Origin of the sequence: Rothia nasimurium, from assembly GCF_035916755.1 — a bacterium.
Lineage (GTDB): Bacteria > Actinomycetota > Actinomycetes > Actinomycetales > Micrococcaceae > Rothia.
This window is the reverse complement of sequence record NZ_JAYWIX010000005.1, coordinates 169,169-188,228: the sequence shown is the minus strand read 5'-3', so window position 1 is coordinate 188,228 and position 19,060 is coordinate 169,169. Positions and strand designations below refer to the sequence as shown.

Here is a 19,060-nt window from a genome sequence, read left to right as displayed (position 1 = left end):
TGTGAGTCTCATTGAGCTCGACCGCGTACCGCTCAAGCGTGCCCTCATCTCTGTCTACGACAAGACCGGCCTCGAAGACCTAGCAAAGGGCCTGCACGAAGCCGGCGTCGCTATCGTCTCCACCGGTTCAACCGCCTCCACCATCGCCGCAGCCGGCGTCCCCGTCACCGAAGTCTCCGACATCACCGGCTTCCCCGAATGTCTCGAAGGCCGCGTCAAGACCCTGCACCCCCGCGTCCACGCCGGCATCCTGGCAGACCGCCGCAAGCAGGAACACATCGACACCCTCAAAGATATGGAGATCGAGGCCTTCGACCTGGTCGTTGTCAACCTCTACCCCTTCGTTGAGACCGTAGCCTCCGGCGCAGATCAGGACGCCATCATCGAAAAAATCGACATCGGTGGCCCCTCCATGGTGCGCGCAGCAGCCAAGAACCACGACGCCGTAGCCATCGTCGTCGACCCCGCCAAGTATGGCCAGGTCGTAGAAGCTGCCAAGGCAGGGGGCTTCAACCTGGCAGAGCGCCGCCGCCTGGCGTCCGCCGCCTTCGCCCACACCGCCGCCTACGACACCGCCGTTGCCACCTGGACCGCAGCCCAGTTCGAGCAGGACGAAGACGCCAACTACTGGCCCCCCTTCGCCGGACTCGCCTTCGAACGCTCCGAATCCCTGCGCTACGGCGAAAACCCCCACCAGGCAGGCGCCCTCTACGTCGACCCCGCCGCAACCCCCGGCATCGCCCAGGCAGAACTGCTCGGCGGCAAGGCCATGAGCTACAACAACTACGTCGACGGCGACGCCGCCCTACGCGCTGCCTACGACTTCGACGAACCCGCCGTCGCCATCATCAAGCACAACAACCCCTGTGGCATCGCCGTCGGCGCAGCAGACGCAGCCGACCCCATCGCCGACGCCCACGCCAAGGCCCACGCCTGCGACCCCCTCTCAGCCTACGGCGGCGTCATCGCAGCCAACCGCGAAGTCACCGCAGCCATGGCAGAAACCGTCAAGAGCATCTTCACCGAAGTCATCATCGCCCCCTCCTACGCTCCCGAAGCCCTGGAAATCCTGCAGACCAAAAAGAACCTGCGCATCCTCCAGCTACCCGAAGGCTTCGCCCACGACACCATCGAATACCGCCAGGTATCCGGCGGCGCCCTCTTCCAGGATGCCGACCGCCTGCACGCCGACGGTGACAAGGTCGAAAACTGGCAGCTCGTCGCCGGTGACGCCGCAGACGAAGCCACCCTCGCCGACCTCGAATTCGCCTGGAAGGCCCTACGCGCCGCCAAGTCCAACGCCATCCTGCTCGCAAACGACGGAGCTGCCGTCGGCATCGGCATGGGCCAGGTCAACCGCGTAGACTCCTGCCGCCTCTCCGTCGAACGCGCCAACACCCTCGCAGAAGGCGCAGAACGCGCCCGCGGTTCCGTCGCAGCCTCCGACGCCTTCTTCCCCTTCGCCGACGGCCTCCAGGTGCTCCTGGACGCCGGCGTCCGCGCAGTCGTGCAGCCCGGCGGCTCCATCCGCGATGAAGAAGTCATCGCTGCCGCCAAGGAAGCAGGAGTAACTATGTACTTCACCGGAGCTCGTCACTTCTTCCACTAGGCCTTCCAAACGAATTAGGTTAGCCTATTCGTGACGAAGATAGGGCAGGCTCATACTTGCTGCCGACCCTCTTGCAGGTTCGCTGACGCTCACACGCGATTCACGCCAGCCCCGGAGCCAGCAGCTTCGCTATGAGCCTGCCCTATCTCTTCGGGAACCAAAACGCTTATAAAAAGTCCGCCCCTCCACATACGGAGGGGCGGACTTTTTACTGTGATGAGGGAAGAACCCTACTGCTGCGCCGCAGCGTCCGAGATGCCGGTGAGGGCTTCAGCGAAGATGCGCTGCACGTCGGTGGGGGAGGAAGCCATATGGGCCTCGCCGCCGACGCTCTGGGCGATGGTGGTCAGGGCGTTCATATCTGCATCCTCAGAGACGCCAATCATGATGATGAAGACCGGGTTAGCCGGGTCCTGCTCCGCCTGAATGGTAGAAATCAGTTCTTCCTGGCTAATGGAATTATCGTCGTGGTTTTCACCGTCGGTCAGCACGATCACAGCGTTCACCGAACCGTAGGCATAGTTTTCCTTGGCCGAACGGAAGGCAGCCAGGGTAGTGTCATAAAGGGCGGTGAAGCCGTTGGGGTCAATGGTCGCGGCAATACCCGAACCAGCCTCTTGTAGGAGCACCCGCTGGGTCTTCCCGTCTACAGTTTCTTCAAAGCCGCGCACGGGTACCAGCTCCTGGTAATCAGAAACAGAACCGTCAGGCAGGGTGAGGTCACGGGAGAACTTCCACAGGCCCATAGAATCGCGGGCTGGGAAAAGCTGGGAACCTGCCAGCACAGACTCAACGGTGATATCCATACGGGACTTGTCGGTACCAGCTACCGGCAGCAGCATAGAACCTGATGCGTCGAGCACCACCAGAGCGTTCAGCGGCGCAGACTGCAGGGAGTAAGAAGTCCAGACCTGGGTGAGCATATCCTGGTTGCTGGGAGTCAGAGCCGCAAAGCTACCGACGCTGTATTCGCTTTCTAGCTCCTGGCCGTCCGCCGCGCGCAAACCAGCAGCTGCCAGGGCCTGCTTGCCATCCTCGCTACCCATGAAGTCGATAATCTGCTGGGCAGCCTCATCGATAGTGGTGTTATTGCTGGAGGACGCCTGGTAGAGGGGGTAGTTGAGGGCAAAGGAGCCGTCGCCGGGCACAGTTGCGGTCAGCCCGGAATCTGTATGGGCTGAGGCATAGGCTGCGTAGTCAGCCTCGGTGACGATTGCGACGTCCTTGGTGCCGTTATCCACATCGGTCAGCAGCTCGGTGGCGCTCTGGGCAGCCTCGGTTACACCGATGCTCTGGGCACGCAGGGCGGTGCCGCCGGTAAGGTCCTCAATACTGACGGTACCGGCTGACGCCTCGGAGATACCACCGAGCAGGGCCGCAAAAGCTCCGGGGTCTTCCTTAGGGTCACCCATGCTGACGGTGTCTTCAGCCTTGAGAGCTTCGAGCCAGGTGCCGTAGCTGGTGTTATCTTCTGACACGATGACGCCGGGGGTCTGGGCAAGGGACTCCGCAAGGGGCGTCAGACCGGTGTTAGCTTCGCTCATGGCCAGCTCGGCGCGGGTGGTGGAATCGGGAATCCAGAGGTTGGTGGTTGCAGTACCGCTGGTTGACTCGGTGAGCACATCGCTGGCGGTCTTATCGGTGGTGATGTCGAGGGTGATGCAGGTGTCCTCATCCACGGGCATAGCCTTCAGCGCTGCTGCCATAGGCTCGGTGGTGGCCACGGTGACGGCCTGGGTGGTTGAGCAGGCCGCTGGAACGGTCTGGCCGCTGGTGGTGGAGGGCTGCTTATCACCGGTGATATTGGTGTAGGCAATAGCGCCGCCACAGAGCAAAATCACGGCTGCAGCGCCGGTTGCAATCCACTTGCGGCTGTTCTTCTTCTGCTTTTCAATACGCTCTTGACGGCGTGACTTGGCGTTATTCGCCATATGACGGTGCCTCTTCCCTAATGCTGTGCGGTGGTGTAGGCGAGTGGGGGACCCGTGAGCAGGTGCGGCTGCAGGGGCGCTCGCTGGGCAGCTACGGTGGGTGGGTAGTGCCGCTGGTTCGCCCTTTAGTGTAGCAAGAAAGGGCACCTGTGGCGGGGTTTGCCGGGGTAGGCAGCAGGCCGCCGTGCTTAAAATGGAAGGGTGCCGAAAGTCAGTGAAGAGTATATGCGTTCCCGTCGTGCCGAGCTTGTTGCGGCTGCCCGTACTGTATTTATGCAGAAAGGGTATCAGCAGGCGTCGATGAGTGAGGTGATTGCGGCCTCGGGCCTATCTGCCGGAGCGATTTATAACCACTTCTCGGGGAAAACCGAGATTATGGCTGCGGCTGCCCGGGTAGACCTCTCTCAATTTGAGGCGCGCAGCGATGAGCTGCCCTGGGAGTTTGTGGAGCGCTGTCTAGTGACCCTGCGGGACAACGAGCAGCTCACGCGTTTTTTGGCGATTACCTGGGGCGAGGCAGTGACGGTACCTGATGTCGCTGAAGTCGTGGACGAACAACTGGGCCTGCTGCGCTCGCGTGTGGTGGCCAGCTACCGGGCCTGGGCTGAGACTGAACTGGATTTTTCCCCCTCAGAGCTAGAAACCTGGTTGCAGATGCTGGGCTCGGCGGTCCTGTCTGTGCTGACCGGTTTTGTGGTGCAGGCCAGCACCGTGCGCGACTTTGACGCCCAAAGCTACTTCGAATTTGCCCGCACTATTTTGCGGCAGGCCTAGCCTTCCCTTTTCCTGTGCGGACGCCGGTGAACAGCTCACCGGCGTCCGCGCAGCTTAAAAGTGGGATGTGGGTAAAAACCTGAAAATTGTCTTAAATCTGCCGGGGCAGCGGGCTCTCGCTAGCTAGGTCACATACACTTAAAAGTAGAGTGCGCTCACACGCGCCGCTCGGTTAAAGCATCACGTGATCTTCTGTATCCCCTCGTACAGACAGCAGAAGAAACTGATCCACCATACTCAAGGAAGTGGCATGACCAACCTTTCATCCAACGTCACCAACCTGCCTCTGGCCGAGGTAGACCCCGAGGTCGCTGAAGCTATTCAGCACGAGCAGGAACGCCAGCAGAACACCCTCGAAATGATTGCATCCGAGAACTTTGCCCCCCGCGCAGTTCTTGAAGCTCAGGGCTCTGTTCTGACCAACAAGTACGCCGAAGGTTACCCCGGCCGCCGCTACTACGGCGGGTGCGAATTTGTTGACGTGGTGGAGCAGCTGGCTATCGACCGCGCCAAGGCCCTCTTCGGCGCCGATCACGCTAACGTACAGCCCCACTCCGGCGCCCAGGCGAACAACGCCGTCATGCACGCCCTGCTGACTCCCGGGGACAAGATTATGGGCCTGTCCCTGGCCCACGGTGGTCACCTGACCCACGGTATGAAGCTCAACGTCTCGGGCAAGCTTTACGAGGTTGTTGCTTACGGCGTGGACGAAGAAACCGGCCGCGTGAACATGGACGAGGTCCGCGAACTGGCCCTGGCCGAGAAGCCCAAGGTCATTATCGCCGGCTGGTCGGCCTACACCCGCCAGCTGGATTTCGCTGCCTTCCGCGCTATCGCCGACGAAATCGGTGCCTACCTCTGGGTCGATATGGCCCACTTCGCTGGCCTGGTAGCAGCTGGCCTGCACCCCAACCCCGTCCCTCACGCCCACGTGGTCTCCTCCACCGTCCACAAGACCCTGGCAGGCCCCCGCTCCGGCTTCATCATGTGTGTTGAAGACCTGAAGAAGAAGATCGACTCAGCTGTCTTCCCCGGCCAGCAGGGCGGCCCCCTCATGCACGCTATCGCCGGTAAGGCTACCGCCTTCAAGATTGCTGCTTCCGATATGTTCAAGGACCGCCAGGCCCGCACCCTCGAAGGCGCCAAGATTCTGGCTGACCGCCTGAACCGGGCTGACATGGCAGAGGCCGGCGTTAAGGTCATCTCCGGTGGCACCGACGTTCACCTGGTTCTGGTTGACCTGCGCGATGCCGAAATCAACGGCCGTGAGGCAGAAGACCTGCTGCACGAAGCCGGTATCACCGTCAACCGTAACGCAGTGCCCAACGACCCCCGTCCGCCCATGGTTACTTCCGGCCTGCGCATCGGCACCCCCGCCCTGGCCACCCGCGGCTTCGATGCTGAAGCCTTCACCGAGGTCGCCGACATCATCGCAGAAACCCTCAAGCCCGGCGTCGACGTTGCTGCCCAGCGCGAGCGCGTCACCGCCCTGTGTGAGAAGTTCCCCCTCTACTCAGGCATCGAGGAGTGGTAAACATGCCGCAGATTCTTGACGGCACCGCTACCGCCGCCCAGATTAAGAGCGAGCTCGCCGAGCGTGTAGCTACCCTCAAAGAGAAGGGTGTGACTCCCGGCCTGGCGACCGTGCTGGTGGGCGATGACCCCGCCTCCCGCTCCTACGTGGGCGGCAAGCACCGCGACTGCGCCGAGGTCGGCCTTGCCTCCATCAAGGTGGAGCTACCTGAGACTATCAGCCAGGAAGAACTTGAAGCTGAGCTCGAAAAGCTGAACAACGACCCGGCCTGCACCGGGTACATCGTGCAGCTGCCCCTGCCCAAGCACATCGACACCAACCGTGTTCTTGAGAAGATTGCCCCCGAGAAGGACGCCGACGGCCTGCACCCCATGAACCTGGGCCGTCTCGTCCTCAACGTGGGTGAACCCCTGAACTCGCCCCTGCCCTGCACCCCTAACGGTGTGATTGAGCTGGTAGAACGCCACGGTATCTCCTGGAAGGGCAAGAAGGTCGCTGTGCTGGGCCGCGGTATTACCGTGGGCCGCCCCCTGGGCCTGCTGCTGACCCGCAAGGACGTCAACTCCACCGCTACCCTGGTGCACACCGGCACCGAGGACGTCAGCGCAGCCCTGCGCGATGCCGATATCATCGTGGCCGCCGTGGGTGTTGCCCACGCCGTGAAGGCTGACCAGGTCAAGGACGGCGCTATCCTGCTCGATGTTGGTGTCTCCCGTATCGAGGACCCCGAGACCGGCAAGAAGAAGCTGACCGGCGACATCTCACCCGAGGCCGCTGCTAAGGCCAGCTGGTACTCACCCAACCCCGGCGGCGTCGGCCCCATGACCCGCGCTATGCTGCTGGTCAATGTGGTAGAAACCGCAGAACGCCAGGTCGCCTAAGCCTAAGTGTCCATGAGAATCGCCGAGTGCCTACCAAGAGCGTATGTACTCGGCGATTCTCGTATGCACTCACGGGCAAAGAACTATCTCTTGACCTCTATCTCAAAGTCGTAGCGGTCGCCCCGGTAGAGGGTCTGGGTGCTTTCAACGGGCAGGCCGCGCACGGTGTAGCCCACTTTTTCAACGCGCAGAGCGGCCGCCCCGAGGGGAACCCCCAACTGGGCTGCTTCTGCCTGAGTCAGGTTGGTCGCTACCACCCGCACGGTTGCGGTTTCCACCTGGAAACCGGATGCCCGCATCTGGGCATCGAGCGAGGCAGACAGTTCGGGCTCCACATGGGAAAAGGCCTCGGGTAGGAAGTGGGCGGTTTCAAGAGCGATAGGGGAGCCGTCCGCCTGCCGCAGCCGTTGAATCTGAATTACCTTGGCACCGGCGTCCAGGTTCAAATCGCGCTGAACCGCCAGCGGCGCTTCAACCAGGTGGCAGGTGAGGGTGAGGGAGTGGGGGCGGTGGCCGCGCGCTGCCATATCGTCTGTGAAAGAGCGCAAGGACGGTGCCCGCATCGGGTGCTTGCGCGGGGCAACATAGGTGCCTGACCCCTGCACATGGTAGATAAGGCCTGCGTCAGCCAGTTCCCGCAGGGCCCGGCGGACGGTGTCACGTGAGACGGAGAAGATATCCTGCAGCTGCCGTTCTGTGGGCAGGGGCATATTCTCATCGGCCGGGCAGATATAGCGCTCTTCGATGAGCTGGGCGACCTGCTGGTACTTCGTTTCACGTGATGAGGGCATCATGTACCCCACTTTACGCTTAAGTTGGGCCTGCGATTCAGCGCGGCCTGGCTTCCTTTGACATAATAGAGGTCATGCAGTCGAACGGTTCAGAAAAAACAGCACAAGAGCAGAACACTAAGGTCGTCCTGATGGGGGCGGGCATTGGCATGGCAATTCTCGTTGCCCTGCTGGCCTGGGCTATCGTCCAGTCAGCCCGCGAAGAGTCGGTGCTGGGTTGGATTCTGGCCGGTATTATCGCAGCCTGGCTGGGTATCGCAGCCTACCTCCTGGTCAATGTCAACCGTACCCTGGTTGCCCAGCGCAAGGCCTACGAGGAGCACGCTGTGAAGCGCGCCGAGTACGAGTCTGATGTGCATACCGAGAAGCTAGCCCACTCTTTCCAGATTTGCCTGGTGCAGTCAAAGGTGATTGCTGAGCAGCTTGAGGTCAACGACGAAAACTCCCGCGACATGATTGATCGCGCTATCGACACCATTAACTTCACCGCTAAGAACGGTATTGAACTGGCCCGTGAAGGGGCCTAAACAGAGCGAAGGACGCCCCGTGAGCAAGTCACAGCAGACCACCCCCGAAGAAAACATCAAGGCTAAGATTCCCAACGCTGCAACCGGTGCGCCGCGTGCTTTCTCGGGCGCCCAGCCGTCCGCAGATTCCATGCACCTGGGTAACTACATTGGTGCGGTCAATAACTGGGTTGACCTGCAGAAAGACCACGAGTGCCTCTACTTCATTCCCGATATGCACTCGATTACCGTTCCCCAGGACCCTGCGGTTCTGCTGGAGCGCACCCGCAAGACCGCGGCCCAGTACATTGCAGCCGGTATCGACCCCGAGAATACCCCGCTCTTCGTGCAGTCGCATGTGCCCGAGCATGCCCAGCTGGCCTGGGTGCTCAACTGCATTACCGGCTACGGTGAAGCTGCCCGCATGACCCAATTCAAGGACAAGGCAGCTAAGCAGGGCACCGATAACGCCTCGGTGGGGCTCTTCACCTACCCCGTTCTGATGGCAGCAGATATCCTGCTCTACCAGGCTGACGTGGTGCCGGTGGGCGAAGACCAGCGTCAGCACCTGGAACTCACCCGCAACCTGGCCCAGCGCTTCAACTCCCGCTTTGGCGACACCTTTGTGGTGCCTGAGCCGGTGATTCTCAAAGAGACTGCCAAGATTTACGACCTGCAGACTCCGGATTCCAAGATGAGCAAGTCAGCGACCACTGATAAGGGCATTATCTGGTTGCTTGATGACCCCAAGAAGACTGCCAAGAAGATTAAGGGCGCAGTCACCGACGCCGGCAGCGAGATCGCTTACGACCGCGAGAACAAGCCCGGTGTTTCTAACCTGCTGTCCATCTACTCGGCAGTGACGGGCAAGGCCATTGACGACATTGTCGCTGAATACGAGGGCAAGATGTACGGCCACCTCAAGGTTGACCTAGCTGAGATTGTGGTTGAGGAACTGTCGCCCATTCGTGAGCGTGCCCTGGAACTCATGGACGACCCCGCTGAGCTCGACCGCCTGCTGGCTATCGGTGCCGGTAAGGCCCGTGAGATTGCCTCTGTGACCGTGAAGAACGTGTATGACGCGGTAGGCTTCCTGCCCGCCCTCTAAGAGTTAGACGATCTAACCTGGTGGCTTCTTCACCTACCATAGACCCCGACCGCAGGTACCTCAGCATTGTTGCCGAGGTGCCTGCGGTGGTGTCTGCGCGCCTGGTCAGCTGGCGGGTGAGCCAGGGCCTGGTGGGCCCCGTTGCAGAAAGCTGTCACATTACGATTTTGATTAGCGAGGACGCCGGCGGCGACCCCCTGCGCTCCATTGAGCAGGTGGTGGCCGGCATCGGCCCCGTGCAGGTGGATCTGGGCCCAGCTGCTACCTTTGAGCCGGTTACCCCTGTAACCTACCTCCCCGTTGTTGCCGGGGCAGATAGGCTCACCCTGATTCATACAGCCTGCCAGAATGCGGTAGGGGAGTCCGTGTCACCTTTTCCCTACGAGCCGCACCTCACCCTAGCCAACCATGCCCCGGCCCCTGCCCTGGCGGCGTCCTTACGCGATTTTGCGACCCTACCACCCGCGCTTGCCCATTTCACCGTGAACCGGTTGACTGTCTACCGATTCAGCGCAGGCAGCTGGCAGCAGCTGGGAACAATACGCCTTTAAACAATAGAAGCTTATTCATAAAGGTCGGTGGAGCAGGCTCACAGCGAAGCTGCTGGCTCGGGGCTGGCGTGAATCGCTTGTGAGCGTTAGCGAACCAGCGAGAGGGTCGGCAGCGAGCGTGAGCCTGCGGAACCGCTTATGAATAAGCTTTATCGATAAAACGCTAGTGGTCAGAGTCCACTTCGGTGGTGGTGACCAGCTCTGCGGTGCGGGAGATACCGTTAATCTCGTTGGGTACCTCAGGCAGGTCGATGCTGGCAAATACCTCGGCGGTGCCGTCCGCAATCTTCGCGAGGGATACAACGTGTAGCTTCTTGGTGGCGGGGTCGGTGACGTAGGCGGTTTCACCGTCAACCCAGATGGCGGGTCGGGGGTCCTGCCAGATTTCTGACTCGGTCCAGGAGTCCATGATGTTGACGGAACCCAGCTCGGTGCCGTCCTCAGCCCAGAAGCGGAGCTTGCCGTCGGTTGTCAGCAGTAGGTGGGAGCCTTCGGGGCCGCGGGCCAGTGAACGGAAGGTGTAGGAGACGCCTTCGGGTAGGGCGATCTTAGTGCGTTCCTTGGTGATGGTGTTGATCAGGGCGAACTGTTCGGGGCGTTCGAGCTCGGCGTCCTGGTCGGTTTTGTAGTCGGCAAGCACGATAGCTGAATCAGCTGAACCGGCCTGGTTGCCGGAGCGGGAGTAGGGGTCTTCGGGGTTGGTTACCTTGGTGAAAGTGCCGTCTGCGTAGATGAGGGCGCCGTCCTGGCAGCCAACAGTGAAGGTGTCGTTAGCGGCAATCGCTTCGCCGTGAATGCCGGGGCAATCGAGGTTTTCGGTGACAACCGAGCCGTCTGCGTTGATGACGGCGGCGCCGGTGCGGGCGTCCTCGGTGCCTACCGAAACCAGGTACTGGTTGTTCTCGAGGGGGATAGCCAGGCCGTGGTGGGCGTCGGGCAGGGTAATGGTTTCGGTGCTGACGCTGGTAGCGGTGTACTGGTCAGCACCGGTTAGGTCAGCGGGGGAGTAGACCTCGATGGTGCCGGTGTTGTCGGCGAACATGGCTGAGCGGCCGTAGTCGGTGATGACGTGGCCGGTGCCGTCCGCTGCGAAGGACAGGGAGGTGAGGGTGGGGGTAGTGGTGTAGTAGTGGTCGTGGTCGCCGTGAGCCTGGGTCCAGGCGCCCATGTCGAGCATGGTATAGGAGGAGCCGTCGGCTACGACCAGGTGGCGGTTGTCGCCTGCGGGCTGCAGGCGTAGGAAGCCTTCTTTTTCAATGGTTTCGATGACTTCAAAGGTCTTGCCGTCCACAATCATGATTCCGCCGTCGTAGGTCAGGGCGATGCGGGCTGAGGGGGTGGAGGCTTCAGTGATGGCTGCGCGTTCTGCGGTTGCGGTGGCGCTGGCCTGGTCGCTGCTTGAGGTGGCGGAGGGGGCAGACGCTGCCCCGCAGCCTGCAAGGGCAAGGGCGAGGGTGGCGCTGATGAGGGTGAAAAGAGGACGAGAGGTGTTGTGCATGCCCACCAGTCTAAACTAAATGAGAATCATTTGCATAATGTGGGTGTCAAAAAGGCCCGCACCGAGAAAACGGTGCGGGCCTTTGTGTAACTCTGATGGGCTAGAGCAGGTTGTCCTGGCCCAGTTCTTTCAGGGTATTGACGGTGTTCTTCACGCTCTGGGCGTCGTCGCGCACGGTGACAAGCAGGGCATCTGCGGTGTCAACGATAACAACATCTTCGATACCGATGACCGAAATCTTACGGCCGGTGTTGTTGACGACGATACCGGTGGATTCTTCGCTGATGACGCTGGACTTGTCGCCCAGTACGAAGAGGTCGTCACCGCTCTTTTCGATGTTGAGGCGGGCTACGGCGTCAAAGTCACCTACGTCGTCCCAGCTGAAACGACCGGGAACCATGGCTACGTCACCGGCTGCCGCGGCAGGCTCAGCTACTGCATAGTCGATGGCGGTCTTGGGTAGGGTCTCCCAGAGACGGTTCATGCAGGCTTCACGTGCGGGGGTGTCCCAGGCGCGGGCGATTTCCATGATGCCGGCGTAGAGTTCCGGCTCGTTGGCTTCGAGGTGCTGCAGCATGAGGGCAGCAGGAGCCACGAACATGCCGGCGTTCCAGGTGTAGTCGCCGCTGGCTACGTACTCGGTTGCGGTGGCCTCATTGGGTTTTTCGACGAACTGTTCAACGGCAAGGACGCTGGGGGCGTCTTCCAGCCCCAGGTTCTGGGTAGCCTTGATGTAGCCGAAGGCGGTGGAAGGTTCGGTGGGCTCGATGCCGATGGTGACGATCTTGCCGGAGGCCGCGGCGTGTACGGCTTCGCGTACTACAGCCTGGAATTCTTCGACCGGGCTGATGATGTGGTCAGCGGCGAAGGAGCCAATGATGGCCTCGGGGTCACGCTCGTGCAGAATAGCGCAGGCAAGGCCAATGGCTGCTGCGGAGTCGCGAGGTGAGGGTTCGAGTACCAGATCGGACCCGCGCAGCTCTGAGAGCTGCTGGGTGACGGCATTGGCGTGGGCCTGGCCGGTGACGACAAGGACGCCATCAGCCGCGAGGTCAACCAAGCGATCGTAGGTAGCACGGAGGAGGGAAGAACCTGTCCCGGTCAGGTCAAGCAGAAATTTAGGTTCTACGGCGCGAGAGAGGGGCCATAGGCGGGACCCTACGCCGCCGGCCGGAATGAGGGGGTAGAACCGTTCAAGTGGTGTTCTCATTGTTTCTACAGTGTACCCAGAATTGAAGTCATAATGATGAAATCTTTTCCTTAAACTGTACGGCGCCGGTCACTTTTGACGGAAAACCTCACGGCGGCTTCCGCATAATAACGCCGATAGCTGGCTTAAGGGCATTAAAACCTTGCCTATTTCCCGGAAATACGGGGGTAAGAGATGGTGACACGGTGTAAGTAAGCGGCCCTAAAACCTGCTAATCTTGCTGTTGAGTAGAACACACAATACGTATGTTGCGTGGGCGCACAGATGGGCTCGACCTATCGGTGTGTCGTCTCGCATCACACAGGAGGTTATTCAGTGCCGAATACATCCAAGGGTACGCTGTACCGCGGCCGTGAAGGTATGTGGTCGTGGGTTGCCCACCGCATTACCGGTATCGCCATTTTCTTCTTCTTGCTGGTTCACGTGCTTGATACCGCCGTTGTCCGCGTCTCTCCTGAGGCCTACAACGCCGTCATGCACATCTACAAGAACCCCATCATGGGTCTGGGTGAAGCTGTTCTGGTAGCAGCTATTGTCTACCACGCTTTTAACGGTATCCGCATTATCCTGGTGGACTTCTGGAAGAACGGCGCCAAGAACCAGAAGGCTATGCTCTGGGGCGTCCTGGTGCTCTGGGCCGTCGTCATGGTTCCCTTCCTCGTCCGTCATCTCATGCTCGTCTTTGGGGGTCACTAAGACATGGCAACTCCTCTGAAAACCAAGATTTCGGTTCCCCGTAGCCGCGACAACACCGTATCGGGTGTCAAATACAACCGCGCCTCGTCCAAGCGCAACAACTTCGAGATGTTCGCCTGGCTTTACATGCGTGTCTCCGGTGTTCTGCTGGTCATCCTGATTTTCGGTCACCTCTTCGTCAACCTCATGATGGGCGAAGGCGTACACCGCATCGACTTCGGTTTCGTCGGCGGTAAGCTGGCTAACCCCTTCTGGCAGGTCTGGGATCTTCTGCTCCTGTGGCTGGCTATGCTGCACGGCGCTAACGGCATCCGCGTCATCATCGACGATTACGCAGAAAAGGACGGCGTGCGCTTCGCCCTGAAGGTAGCCCTCTTCCTTGCCACCGCTTTCGTGATTCTTCTGGGCACCCTGGTCATCTTCACCTTTGACCCCTGCCCCGCCGGTGCAGCCGCAGACCTTCTGCCGTCCTTCTGCACCGCTCCGTAAGCTATTGGCGCTCTAGATTTTAGAAAGAAGCATTCACACAATGCAGGTACATAAGTACGACGTCGTTATCATCGGCGCAGGCGGCGCAGGTATGCGAGCCGCTATCGAAGCTGGCCAGCGCGTCCGCACCGCTGTGCTCACCAAGCTCTACCCCACCCGCTCCCACACCGGTGCCGCCCAGGGTGGCATGTGTGCGGCTCTGGCTAACGTTGAAGAGGACAACTGGGAGTGGCATACCTTTGACACCATCAAGGGTGGCGACTACCTGGTAGACCAGGACTCAGCTGAGGTTATGGCGAAAGAAGCCATCGATGCCGTTCTTGATCTCGAGAAGATGGGTCTTCCCTTCAACCGCACCCCCGAGGGCCGTATTGACCAGCGCCGCTTCGGTGGTCACACCCGCGACCACGGTAAGGCTCCTGTGCGCCGCGCCTGCTACGCAGCAGACCGCACCGGCCACATGATTCTGCAGACCCTCTACCAGAACTGCGTCAAGCACAACGTAGAGTTCTACAACGAGTACTACGTGCTCGACCTGGTTATGGTTGAGGACGAGGACGGCGTCCGCCGCCCCGCAGGCGTTGTCTCCTACGACCTGGCTACCGGCGACGTCCACGTCTTCCAGGCCAAAAGCGTTATCTTCGCATCCGGCGGCTGTGGCAAGATCTTCAAGACCACCTCCAACGCCCACACTCTGACCGGTGACGGCATGGCAATTGCCCTGCGCAACGGTATTCCTCTGGAAGACATGGAGTTCGTGCAGTTCCACCCCACCGGCCTTGCAGGCCTGGGCATCCTGGTTTCTGAGGCTGCCCGCGGTGAAGGCGGTATTCTGCGTAACTCCGACGGTGAACGCTTCATGGAGCGATATGCTCCCACCATTAAGGACCTTGCCCCCCGCGACATCGTGGCCCGCTCCATGGCGAACGAGGTTCGTGAAGGCCGAGGCTGTGGTCCCAACAAGGACTACGTCCTTCTGGACCTCACCCACCTCGAACCCTCCCACATCGACGAGAAGCTCCCCGACATCACCGAGTTCGCTCGCACCTACCTGGGCGTTGAACCCTACACCGAGCCCGTCCCGGTTTTCCCCACCGCCCACTACGCCATGGGCGGCATCCCCACCAACATCAAGGCAGAGGTACACTCCAACTCCGAGGACATCATCCCCGGTCTCTACGCTGCCGGTGAGGTTGCCTGCGTATCGGTCCACGGCTCTAACCGTCTGGGTACCAACTCCCTGCTCGACATCAACGTCTTCGGTAAGCGCGCCGGTATCTACGCAGCAGAATACGCAGCATCAGCTGACTTCCTGCCCGTCCCCGACGACGCCGCAGATGCCACCCTGGAACTGCTCAACCAGATCCGCAACGGCGAAGGCACCGAAAAGGTAGGCCAGCTGCGCAAGGAACTGCAGGACGTCATGGACGCCGACATGCAGGTCTTCCGTACCGAGGCAACCATCCACAACGCCGTCAACAAGATTGTTGAACTCGAAGAGCGTTACAAGAACATCCAGATTCAGGACAAGGGCAAGCGCTTCAACCTCGACCTGCTTGAAGCTGTCGAGCTGGGCTTCCTGCTGGAACTGGCCAAGGTCATGTCTGTGGCTGCCCTGCACCGCAAGGAGTCCCGCGGCGGTCACTTCCGCGAAGACTACCCCGACCGCGACGACGCCAACTTTATGAAGCACTCAATGGTCTACCTCGATGAGAACGCCGAGATGGAAGGTATCAAGGGTCTGCGTTTTGACACCAAGCCCGTGACCTTCACCCGCTACGAACCGATGGAGCGTAAGTACTAAAATGGCTGATTTTGAAGCACGTGAACCCGAATCCAAGGTTGAGCTGAAGTCTGAGTCAGGCGAAGCGGGTGCTATTCCCACCTTTGACGTGACTGTGCAGGTCCGCCGCTACAACCCTGAAGAGTCAGCAGAAGCCCACTGGGACGAATTCAAGCTGACCATGTACGGCACCGACCGTGTGCTCGATGCCCTGCACAAGATCAAGTGGGAGATTGATGGATCGCTGTCCTTCCGCCGCTCCTGTGCCCACGGTATCTGTGGCTCCGACGCCATGCGTATCAACGGCCGCAACCGCCTGGCCTGCAAGACCCTGCTCAAGGACCTTGACCTGTCCAAGCCCATCACCGTTGAGCCCATCAAGGGCCTGCCCTGCGAGAAGGATCTCATCGTAGACATGGAACCCTTCTTCCAGGCCTACCGTGAGATTATGCCCTTCCTGGTCAACGACACCCACGAGCCGGAGCGTGAGCGCTACCAGTCCCAGGAGGACCGCGCCCGCTTTGACGACACCACCAAGTGCATCCTCTGCGCCGCGTGTACCTCGTCCTGCCCCGTCTTCTGGACTGACGGCCAGTACTTCGGCCCCGCAGCTATCGTCAACGCCCACCGCTTCATCTTCGACTCTCGCGATGATGCCGGTGACATGCGTCTTGAGATTCTCAACGATAAGGAAGGCGTCTGGCGCTGCCGCACCACCTTCAACTGCACCGAGGCTTGCCCCCGCGGTATTGAAATTACCAAGGCGATTGCCGAGGTCAAGCAGGCTATCCTGGCCCGCTCCCTCTAAGGCCGGTAGAAAGTCGCGCTCTACACCCCTTGTGGAGCGCGACTTTTTTGCACGAGGGGCTACTCTATATACATGTCGTCCTATTCTTTTGCTGCAAGCTCCTTGGATCTGAGCTCACCCCTGTTTGCCCAGCGTCTGCGTACCCTGGTGCCGGAACTGATTGCTTTTCGCCGCGAGGTGCATCAGAACCCTGAGCTGTCCTACCTTGAGAACAAGACGACCGAGCGTATTTTCCGTACCCTCACCGAAGCGGGGCTGGCACCCAAGCATTTGAAGGGTACCGGCTGCTATGTGGATGTGGGTTCTGGCCCGATGGCTGCTGCTCTGCGTGCCGATATCGATGCCCTGCCTATTCAGGAGGAAACCGACCTGCCCTACGCTTCGCAGGTCGATGGCGTTATGCACGCCTGTGGGCACGATATTCACCAGACCGTCATGCTGGGAGTGGCTATTGCCCTGCACCGCCTTCACCAGGATCTTCCCCTGGGCGGCACCGTGCGCATTATTTTCCAGCCGGCTGAGGAGCAGCTGCCCGGCGGGGCCGTGGACGTCATCGCCCAGGGCATCCTCGAGGGCGTACCCCGCGCCTTCGCCCTGCACTGTGAGCCCAAGGTTGACGTGGGCAAAATTGGTACCCGCATCGGTGCCATCACTAGCGCCTCCGACACCATCAAAATCACTCTCAAGGGTCGCGGCGGGCACACTTCTCGCCCACACCTGACCGAGGACGTCATTTACGCCCTCTCCCAAATCGCGATTAACGTGCCTGCTGTGCTTTCGCGCAAGACGGACGTCCGCTCCGGCGTGCTGGTTGCCTGGGGGCAGATTGAGGCTGGGGTAGCTCCCAACGCTATTCCGTCCACCGCTTTCTTGGCGGGTACCATGCGCTGTTTGGACGCGGACGTCTGGAAGCAGGCCGGTGCCATGCTCGATGAGGTGGTTGACCAGATCGCTGCCCCCTACAACGTAGAGGTTGAGCTTGAGCACTATCGGGGGGTGCCGCCGTCCGTCAATACCGAAGATGAAGTTGCCATGATTGAGGCGGCCTCCCGCGCGGAGCTGGGGGAGGACTCCGTGGTGCTGGTGGAGCAGTCCATGGGCGGGGAAGATTTCGCCTGGATGCTCCAAGAGGTTCCCGGTGCCCTGATTCGTCTGGGCACCCGCGTGCCCGGTGGGGTGACCTACGACCTGCACCGGGGCGATTACGTGCCGGACGAGCGCGCGATTGAGTACGGGGTGCAGGTCATGGCCGCGACCGCGCTGCGGGCTATCCGCTCGGAGCTGTCTCGCAGCTAACCTCCGGGAAGTTACCGGCTGGTAACTTTTTTCAGAAAATTTTTGAGAGGGCAGGACGCCCGCCCTCCACTCCCGGGACGGCCTCCTGCCCTCTGCCATTAGCTCAAATATCTATACGATGTGATTAAACAGCAACAACCTGTTATGCGGTTCACGTTCTTTAAGGTGAATCGGGGGTGAACGGGAAGCTGAATCACACTAAGATGTGTTGTGTTACGCAAAATTTTCTCTGAAAGCACCACTCACACACAGCTGGCGTAAACTACGCGCCGCCGGCTTTCAGGGCCGTACGAAAAGGACCTTCATGGCTTTCTCACGTAAGCACGTTGCATCCACCGGTTCCGTCCTGGGTATCTCAGCCCTGCTGCTGTCAGCATGTGGCGCTGCCCCCGAAGAATCATCCTCAGCTTCCGGCGAGAGCAGCGACTACCTGGGCTGCATCGTTTCTGACTTCGGTGGTTTCCAGGACAAGTCCTTCAACCAGAACTCCTACAAGGGCCTGCAGGATGCCGTATCAGAACTTGATATTAGCTATGCAGAAGCACAGTCCTCATCAGATACCGACTACGCCCCCAATGTCAACGGTATGATTCAGCAGGGTTGCAACATCACTGTGACTGTTGGCTTCGCTCTGTCTGACACTACCAAGGAAGTTGCAGAGGCTAACCCTGAGTCGCACTTTGCAATCGTTGACGATAACGCCATCGACCTGCCCAACGTCCGCCCCATCATTTTCGACACTGCTCAGGCTGCTTTCCAGGCTGGCTACCTAGCAGCTGCTCAGACCAAGACCGGTAAGGTAGCAACCTACGGTGGTGCCCAGTACCCCACCGTCACTATCTTCATGGACGGCTTTGCCCAGGGCGTTGCCTACTACAACGAGCAGAAGGGAGCTAACGTCGAGCTCCTGGGCTGGAATGTAGAGAGCCAATCAGGTACCTTCACCGGTGACTTCGAAGACGCTGCTAAGGGCAAGACCAACACCCAGACCTTCCTGGGTCAGGGCGCTGACATCATTCTGCCCGTTGCGGGCCCCGTAGGTGCAGGTACCCTCGAAGCTGTCAAGGAATACAACGCCACTAACCCTGAAAATCCCGCATCGGTTGTTTGGGTTGACTCAGACGGTGTTGAAACCAACCCCAACTTCTCTGACATCATCCTGACCTCCATCATGAAGAAGATGGACGCAGCTGTTACCGAAACCATCAAGTCTGACTTCGAGGGCAACTTCACCGCTGACCCCTACATCGGCACCCTTGAGAATGACGGCGTTGGTCTGGCGCCTTTCCACAACTTCGACTCAGCAGTCTCAGACGAGACCAAGGCTGAACTCGACAAGATCAAGGAAGACATCATCGCCGGTACCATCACCATCGAATCAGAGGCTTCACCCAAGTAGTCTCTCCCGGCGCTGAAAGCCTCCTTTCAGTCACCTAACAGCGGCTCACCCCCTTGCTCACGAGGGGAGTGAGCCGTTTGTCTGGTAAAAGCCACTGGTCCATAGCCCTGAACCGCACACAGTCTTTAGGGTAGGGGTCTTACCCGCTAAACTAGGCACAAGCACTCCTTCACTCTGCAGCCCCCGGGGCCGTAGT

17 protein-coding genes are annotated in these 19,060 nt (G+C 60.1%); 13 read left to right on the top strand and 4 right to left on the bottom strand.

Features of this window, described 5'->3' with window-relative positions:
* Position 1: 1 nt before the first annotated feature.
* Positions 2-1,609, top strand: a complete 1,608-nt coding sequence (gene purH / locus VSX42_RS07000; RefSeq protein WP_326503601.1) for a bifunctional phosphoribosylaminoimidazolecarboxamide formyltransferase/IMP cyclohydrolase — start codon at positions 2-4, stop codon at positions 1,607-1,609.
* A gap of 230 nt (positions 1,610-1,839) precedes the next feature.
* Here purH and VSX42_RS06995 read toward each other — a convergent pair whose 3' ends face one another.
* On the bottom strand, positions 1,840-3,540 hold the full coding sequence (locus VSX42_RS06995; protein WP_326503600.1) for a substrate-binding domain-containing protein: 1,701 nt from the start codon (positions 3,538-3,540) through the stop codon (positions 1,840-1,842).
* A 225-nt stretch (positions 3,541-3,765) separates the two neighbouring features.
* On the opposite strand from VSX42_RS06995, the gene VSX42_RS06990 reads away from it, so the two are divergent.
* The 3 genes from VSX42_RS06990 (at position 3,766) to VSX42_RS06980 (ending at position 6,729) form a co-directional block, all read left to right on the top strand.
* Positions 3,766-4,314: a TetR/AcrR family transcriptional regulator gene (locus VSX42_RS06990; RefSeq protein WP_326503599.1), complete on the top strand. Its 549-nt coding sequence runs from the start codon at positions 3,766-3,768 to the stop codon at positions 4,312-4,314.
* A 250-nt stretch (positions 4,315-4,564) separates the two neighbouring features.
* Positions 4,565-5,848, top strand: coding sequence for a serine hydroxymethyltransferase (glyA, locus tag VSX42_RS06985; protein ID WP_326503598.1), 1,284 nt, complete (start codon positions 4,565-4,567; stop codon positions 5,846-5,848).
* Positions 5,849-5,850: 2 nt separating this feature from the next.
* On the top strand, positions 5,851-6,729 hold the full coding sequence (locus tag VSX42_RS06980; protein WP_326503597.1) for a bifunctional methylenetetrahydrofolate dehydrogenase/methenyltetrahydrofolate cyclohydrolase: 879 nt from the start codon (positions 5,851-5,853) through the stop codon (positions 6,727-6,729).
* 83 nt (positions 6,730-6,812) lie between these two features.
* Here VSX42_RS06980 and VSX42_RS06975 read toward each other — a convergent pair whose 3' ends face one another.
* Positions 6,813-7,523, bottom strand: a complete 711-nt coding sequence (locus VSX42_RS06975; protein ID WP_326503596.1) for a GntR family transcriptional regulator — start codon at positions 7,521-7,523, stop codon at positions 6,813-6,815.
* Between the two features lie 71 nt (positions 7,524-7,594).
* Here VSX42_RS06975 and VSX42_RS06970 point away from each other — a divergent pair, with 71 nt between their 5' ends.
* Genes VSX42_RS06970 through VSX42_RS06960 form a run of 3 tightly spaced genes read left to right on the top strand, consistent with a single transcriptional unit; the run spans position 7,595 to position 9,685 of the window.
* Complete coding sequence (locus VSX42_RS06970; protein ID WP_326503595.1) at positions 7,595-8,047, top strand: hypothetical protein; 453 nt, start codon at positions 7,595-7,597, stop codon at positions 8,045-8,047.
* 19 nt (positions 8,048-8,066) lie between these two features.
* The gene (trpS, locus tag VSX42_RS06965) at positions 8,067-9,134 is read left to right on the top strand and encodes a tryptophan--tRNA ligase (RefSeq protein WP_418950782.1); all 1,068 of its coding nucleotides are present in this window, start codon (positions 8,067-8,069) and stop codon (positions 9,132-9,134) included.
* A gap of 20 nt (positions 9,135-9,154) precedes the next feature.
* Positions 9,155-9,685 carry a 2'-5' RNA ligase family protein gene (locus tag VSX42_RS06960; protein ID WP_326503594.1) on the top strand — a complete coding sequence of 177 codons (531 nt, stop codon included), beginning with the start codon at positions 9,155-9,157 and terminating at the stop codon, positions 9,683-9,685.
* Positions 9,686-9,848: 163 nt separating this feature from the next.
* On the opposite strand, the gene VSX42_RS06955 is transcribed toward VSX42_RS06960, so the two are convergent.
* Positions 9,849-11,183 carry a hypothetical protein gene (locus VSX42_RS06955; protein ID WP_326503593.1) on the bottom strand — a complete coding sequence of 445 codons (1,335 nt, stop codon included), beginning with the start codon at positions 11,181-11,183 and terminating at the stop codon, positions 9,849-9,851.
* Positions 11,184-11,283: 100 nt separating this feature from the next.
* Positions 11,284-12,393, bottom strand: coding sequence for a mannose-1-phosphate guanylyltransferase (locus tag VSX42_RS06950; RefSeq protein WP_237187243.1), 1,110 nt, complete (start codon positions 12,391-12,393; stop codon positions 11,284-11,286).
* A 315-nt stretch (positions 12,394-12,708) separates the two neighbouring features.
* On the opposite strand from VSX42_RS06950, the gene sdhC reads away from it, so the two are divergent.
* From sdhC to VSX42_RS06920, 6 genes are all read left to right on the top strand, one after another.
* The gene (gene sdhC, locus VSX42_RS06945; RefSeq protein WP_237187242.1) at positions 12,709-13,089 is read left to right on the top strand and encodes a succinate dehydrogenase, cytochrome b556 subunit; all 381 of its coding nucleotides are present in this window, start codon (positions 12,709-12,711) and stop codon (positions 13,087-13,089) included.
* Between the two features lie 3 nt (positions 13,090-13,092).
* The gene (locus VSX42_RS06940; RefSeq protein ID WP_237196973.1) at positions 13,093-13,578 is read left to right on the top strand and encodes a succinate dehydrogenase hydrophobic membrane anchor subunit; all 486 of its coding nucleotides are present in this window, start codon (positions 13,093-13,095) and stop codon (positions 13,576-13,578) included.
* 40 nt (positions 13,579-13,618) lie between these two features.
* Positions 13,619-15,382: a succinate dehydrogenase flavoprotein subunit gene (gene sdhA / locus VSX42_RS06935; protein WP_135011169.1), complete on the top strand. Its 1,764-nt coding sequence runs from the start codon at positions 13,619-13,621 to the stop codon at positions 15,380-15,382.
* Position 15,383: 1 nt separating this feature from the next.
* The gene (locus VSX42_RS06930; protein ID WP_135011168.1) at positions 15,384-16,169 is read left to right on the top strand and encodes a succinate dehydrogenase iron-sulfur subunit; all 786 of its coding nucleotides are present in this window, start codon (positions 15,384-15,386) and stop codon (positions 16,167-16,169) included.
* Positions 16,170-16,241: 72 nt separating this feature from the next.
* The gene (locus VSX42_RS06925) at positions 16,242-17,465 is read left to right on the top strand and encodes an amidohydrolase (protein WP_326503592.1); all 1,224 of its coding nucleotides are present in this window, start codon (positions 16,242-16,244) and stop codon (positions 17,463-17,465) included.
* 304 nt (positions 17,466-17,769) lie between these two features.
* Positions 17,770-18,864, top strand: a complete 1,095-nt coding sequence (locus tag VSX42_RS06920) for a BMP family ABC transporter substrate-binding protein (protein ID WP_326503591.1) — start codon at positions 17,770-17,772, stop codon at positions 18,862-18,864.
* Positions 18,865-19,060 lie beyond the last annotated feature (196 nt).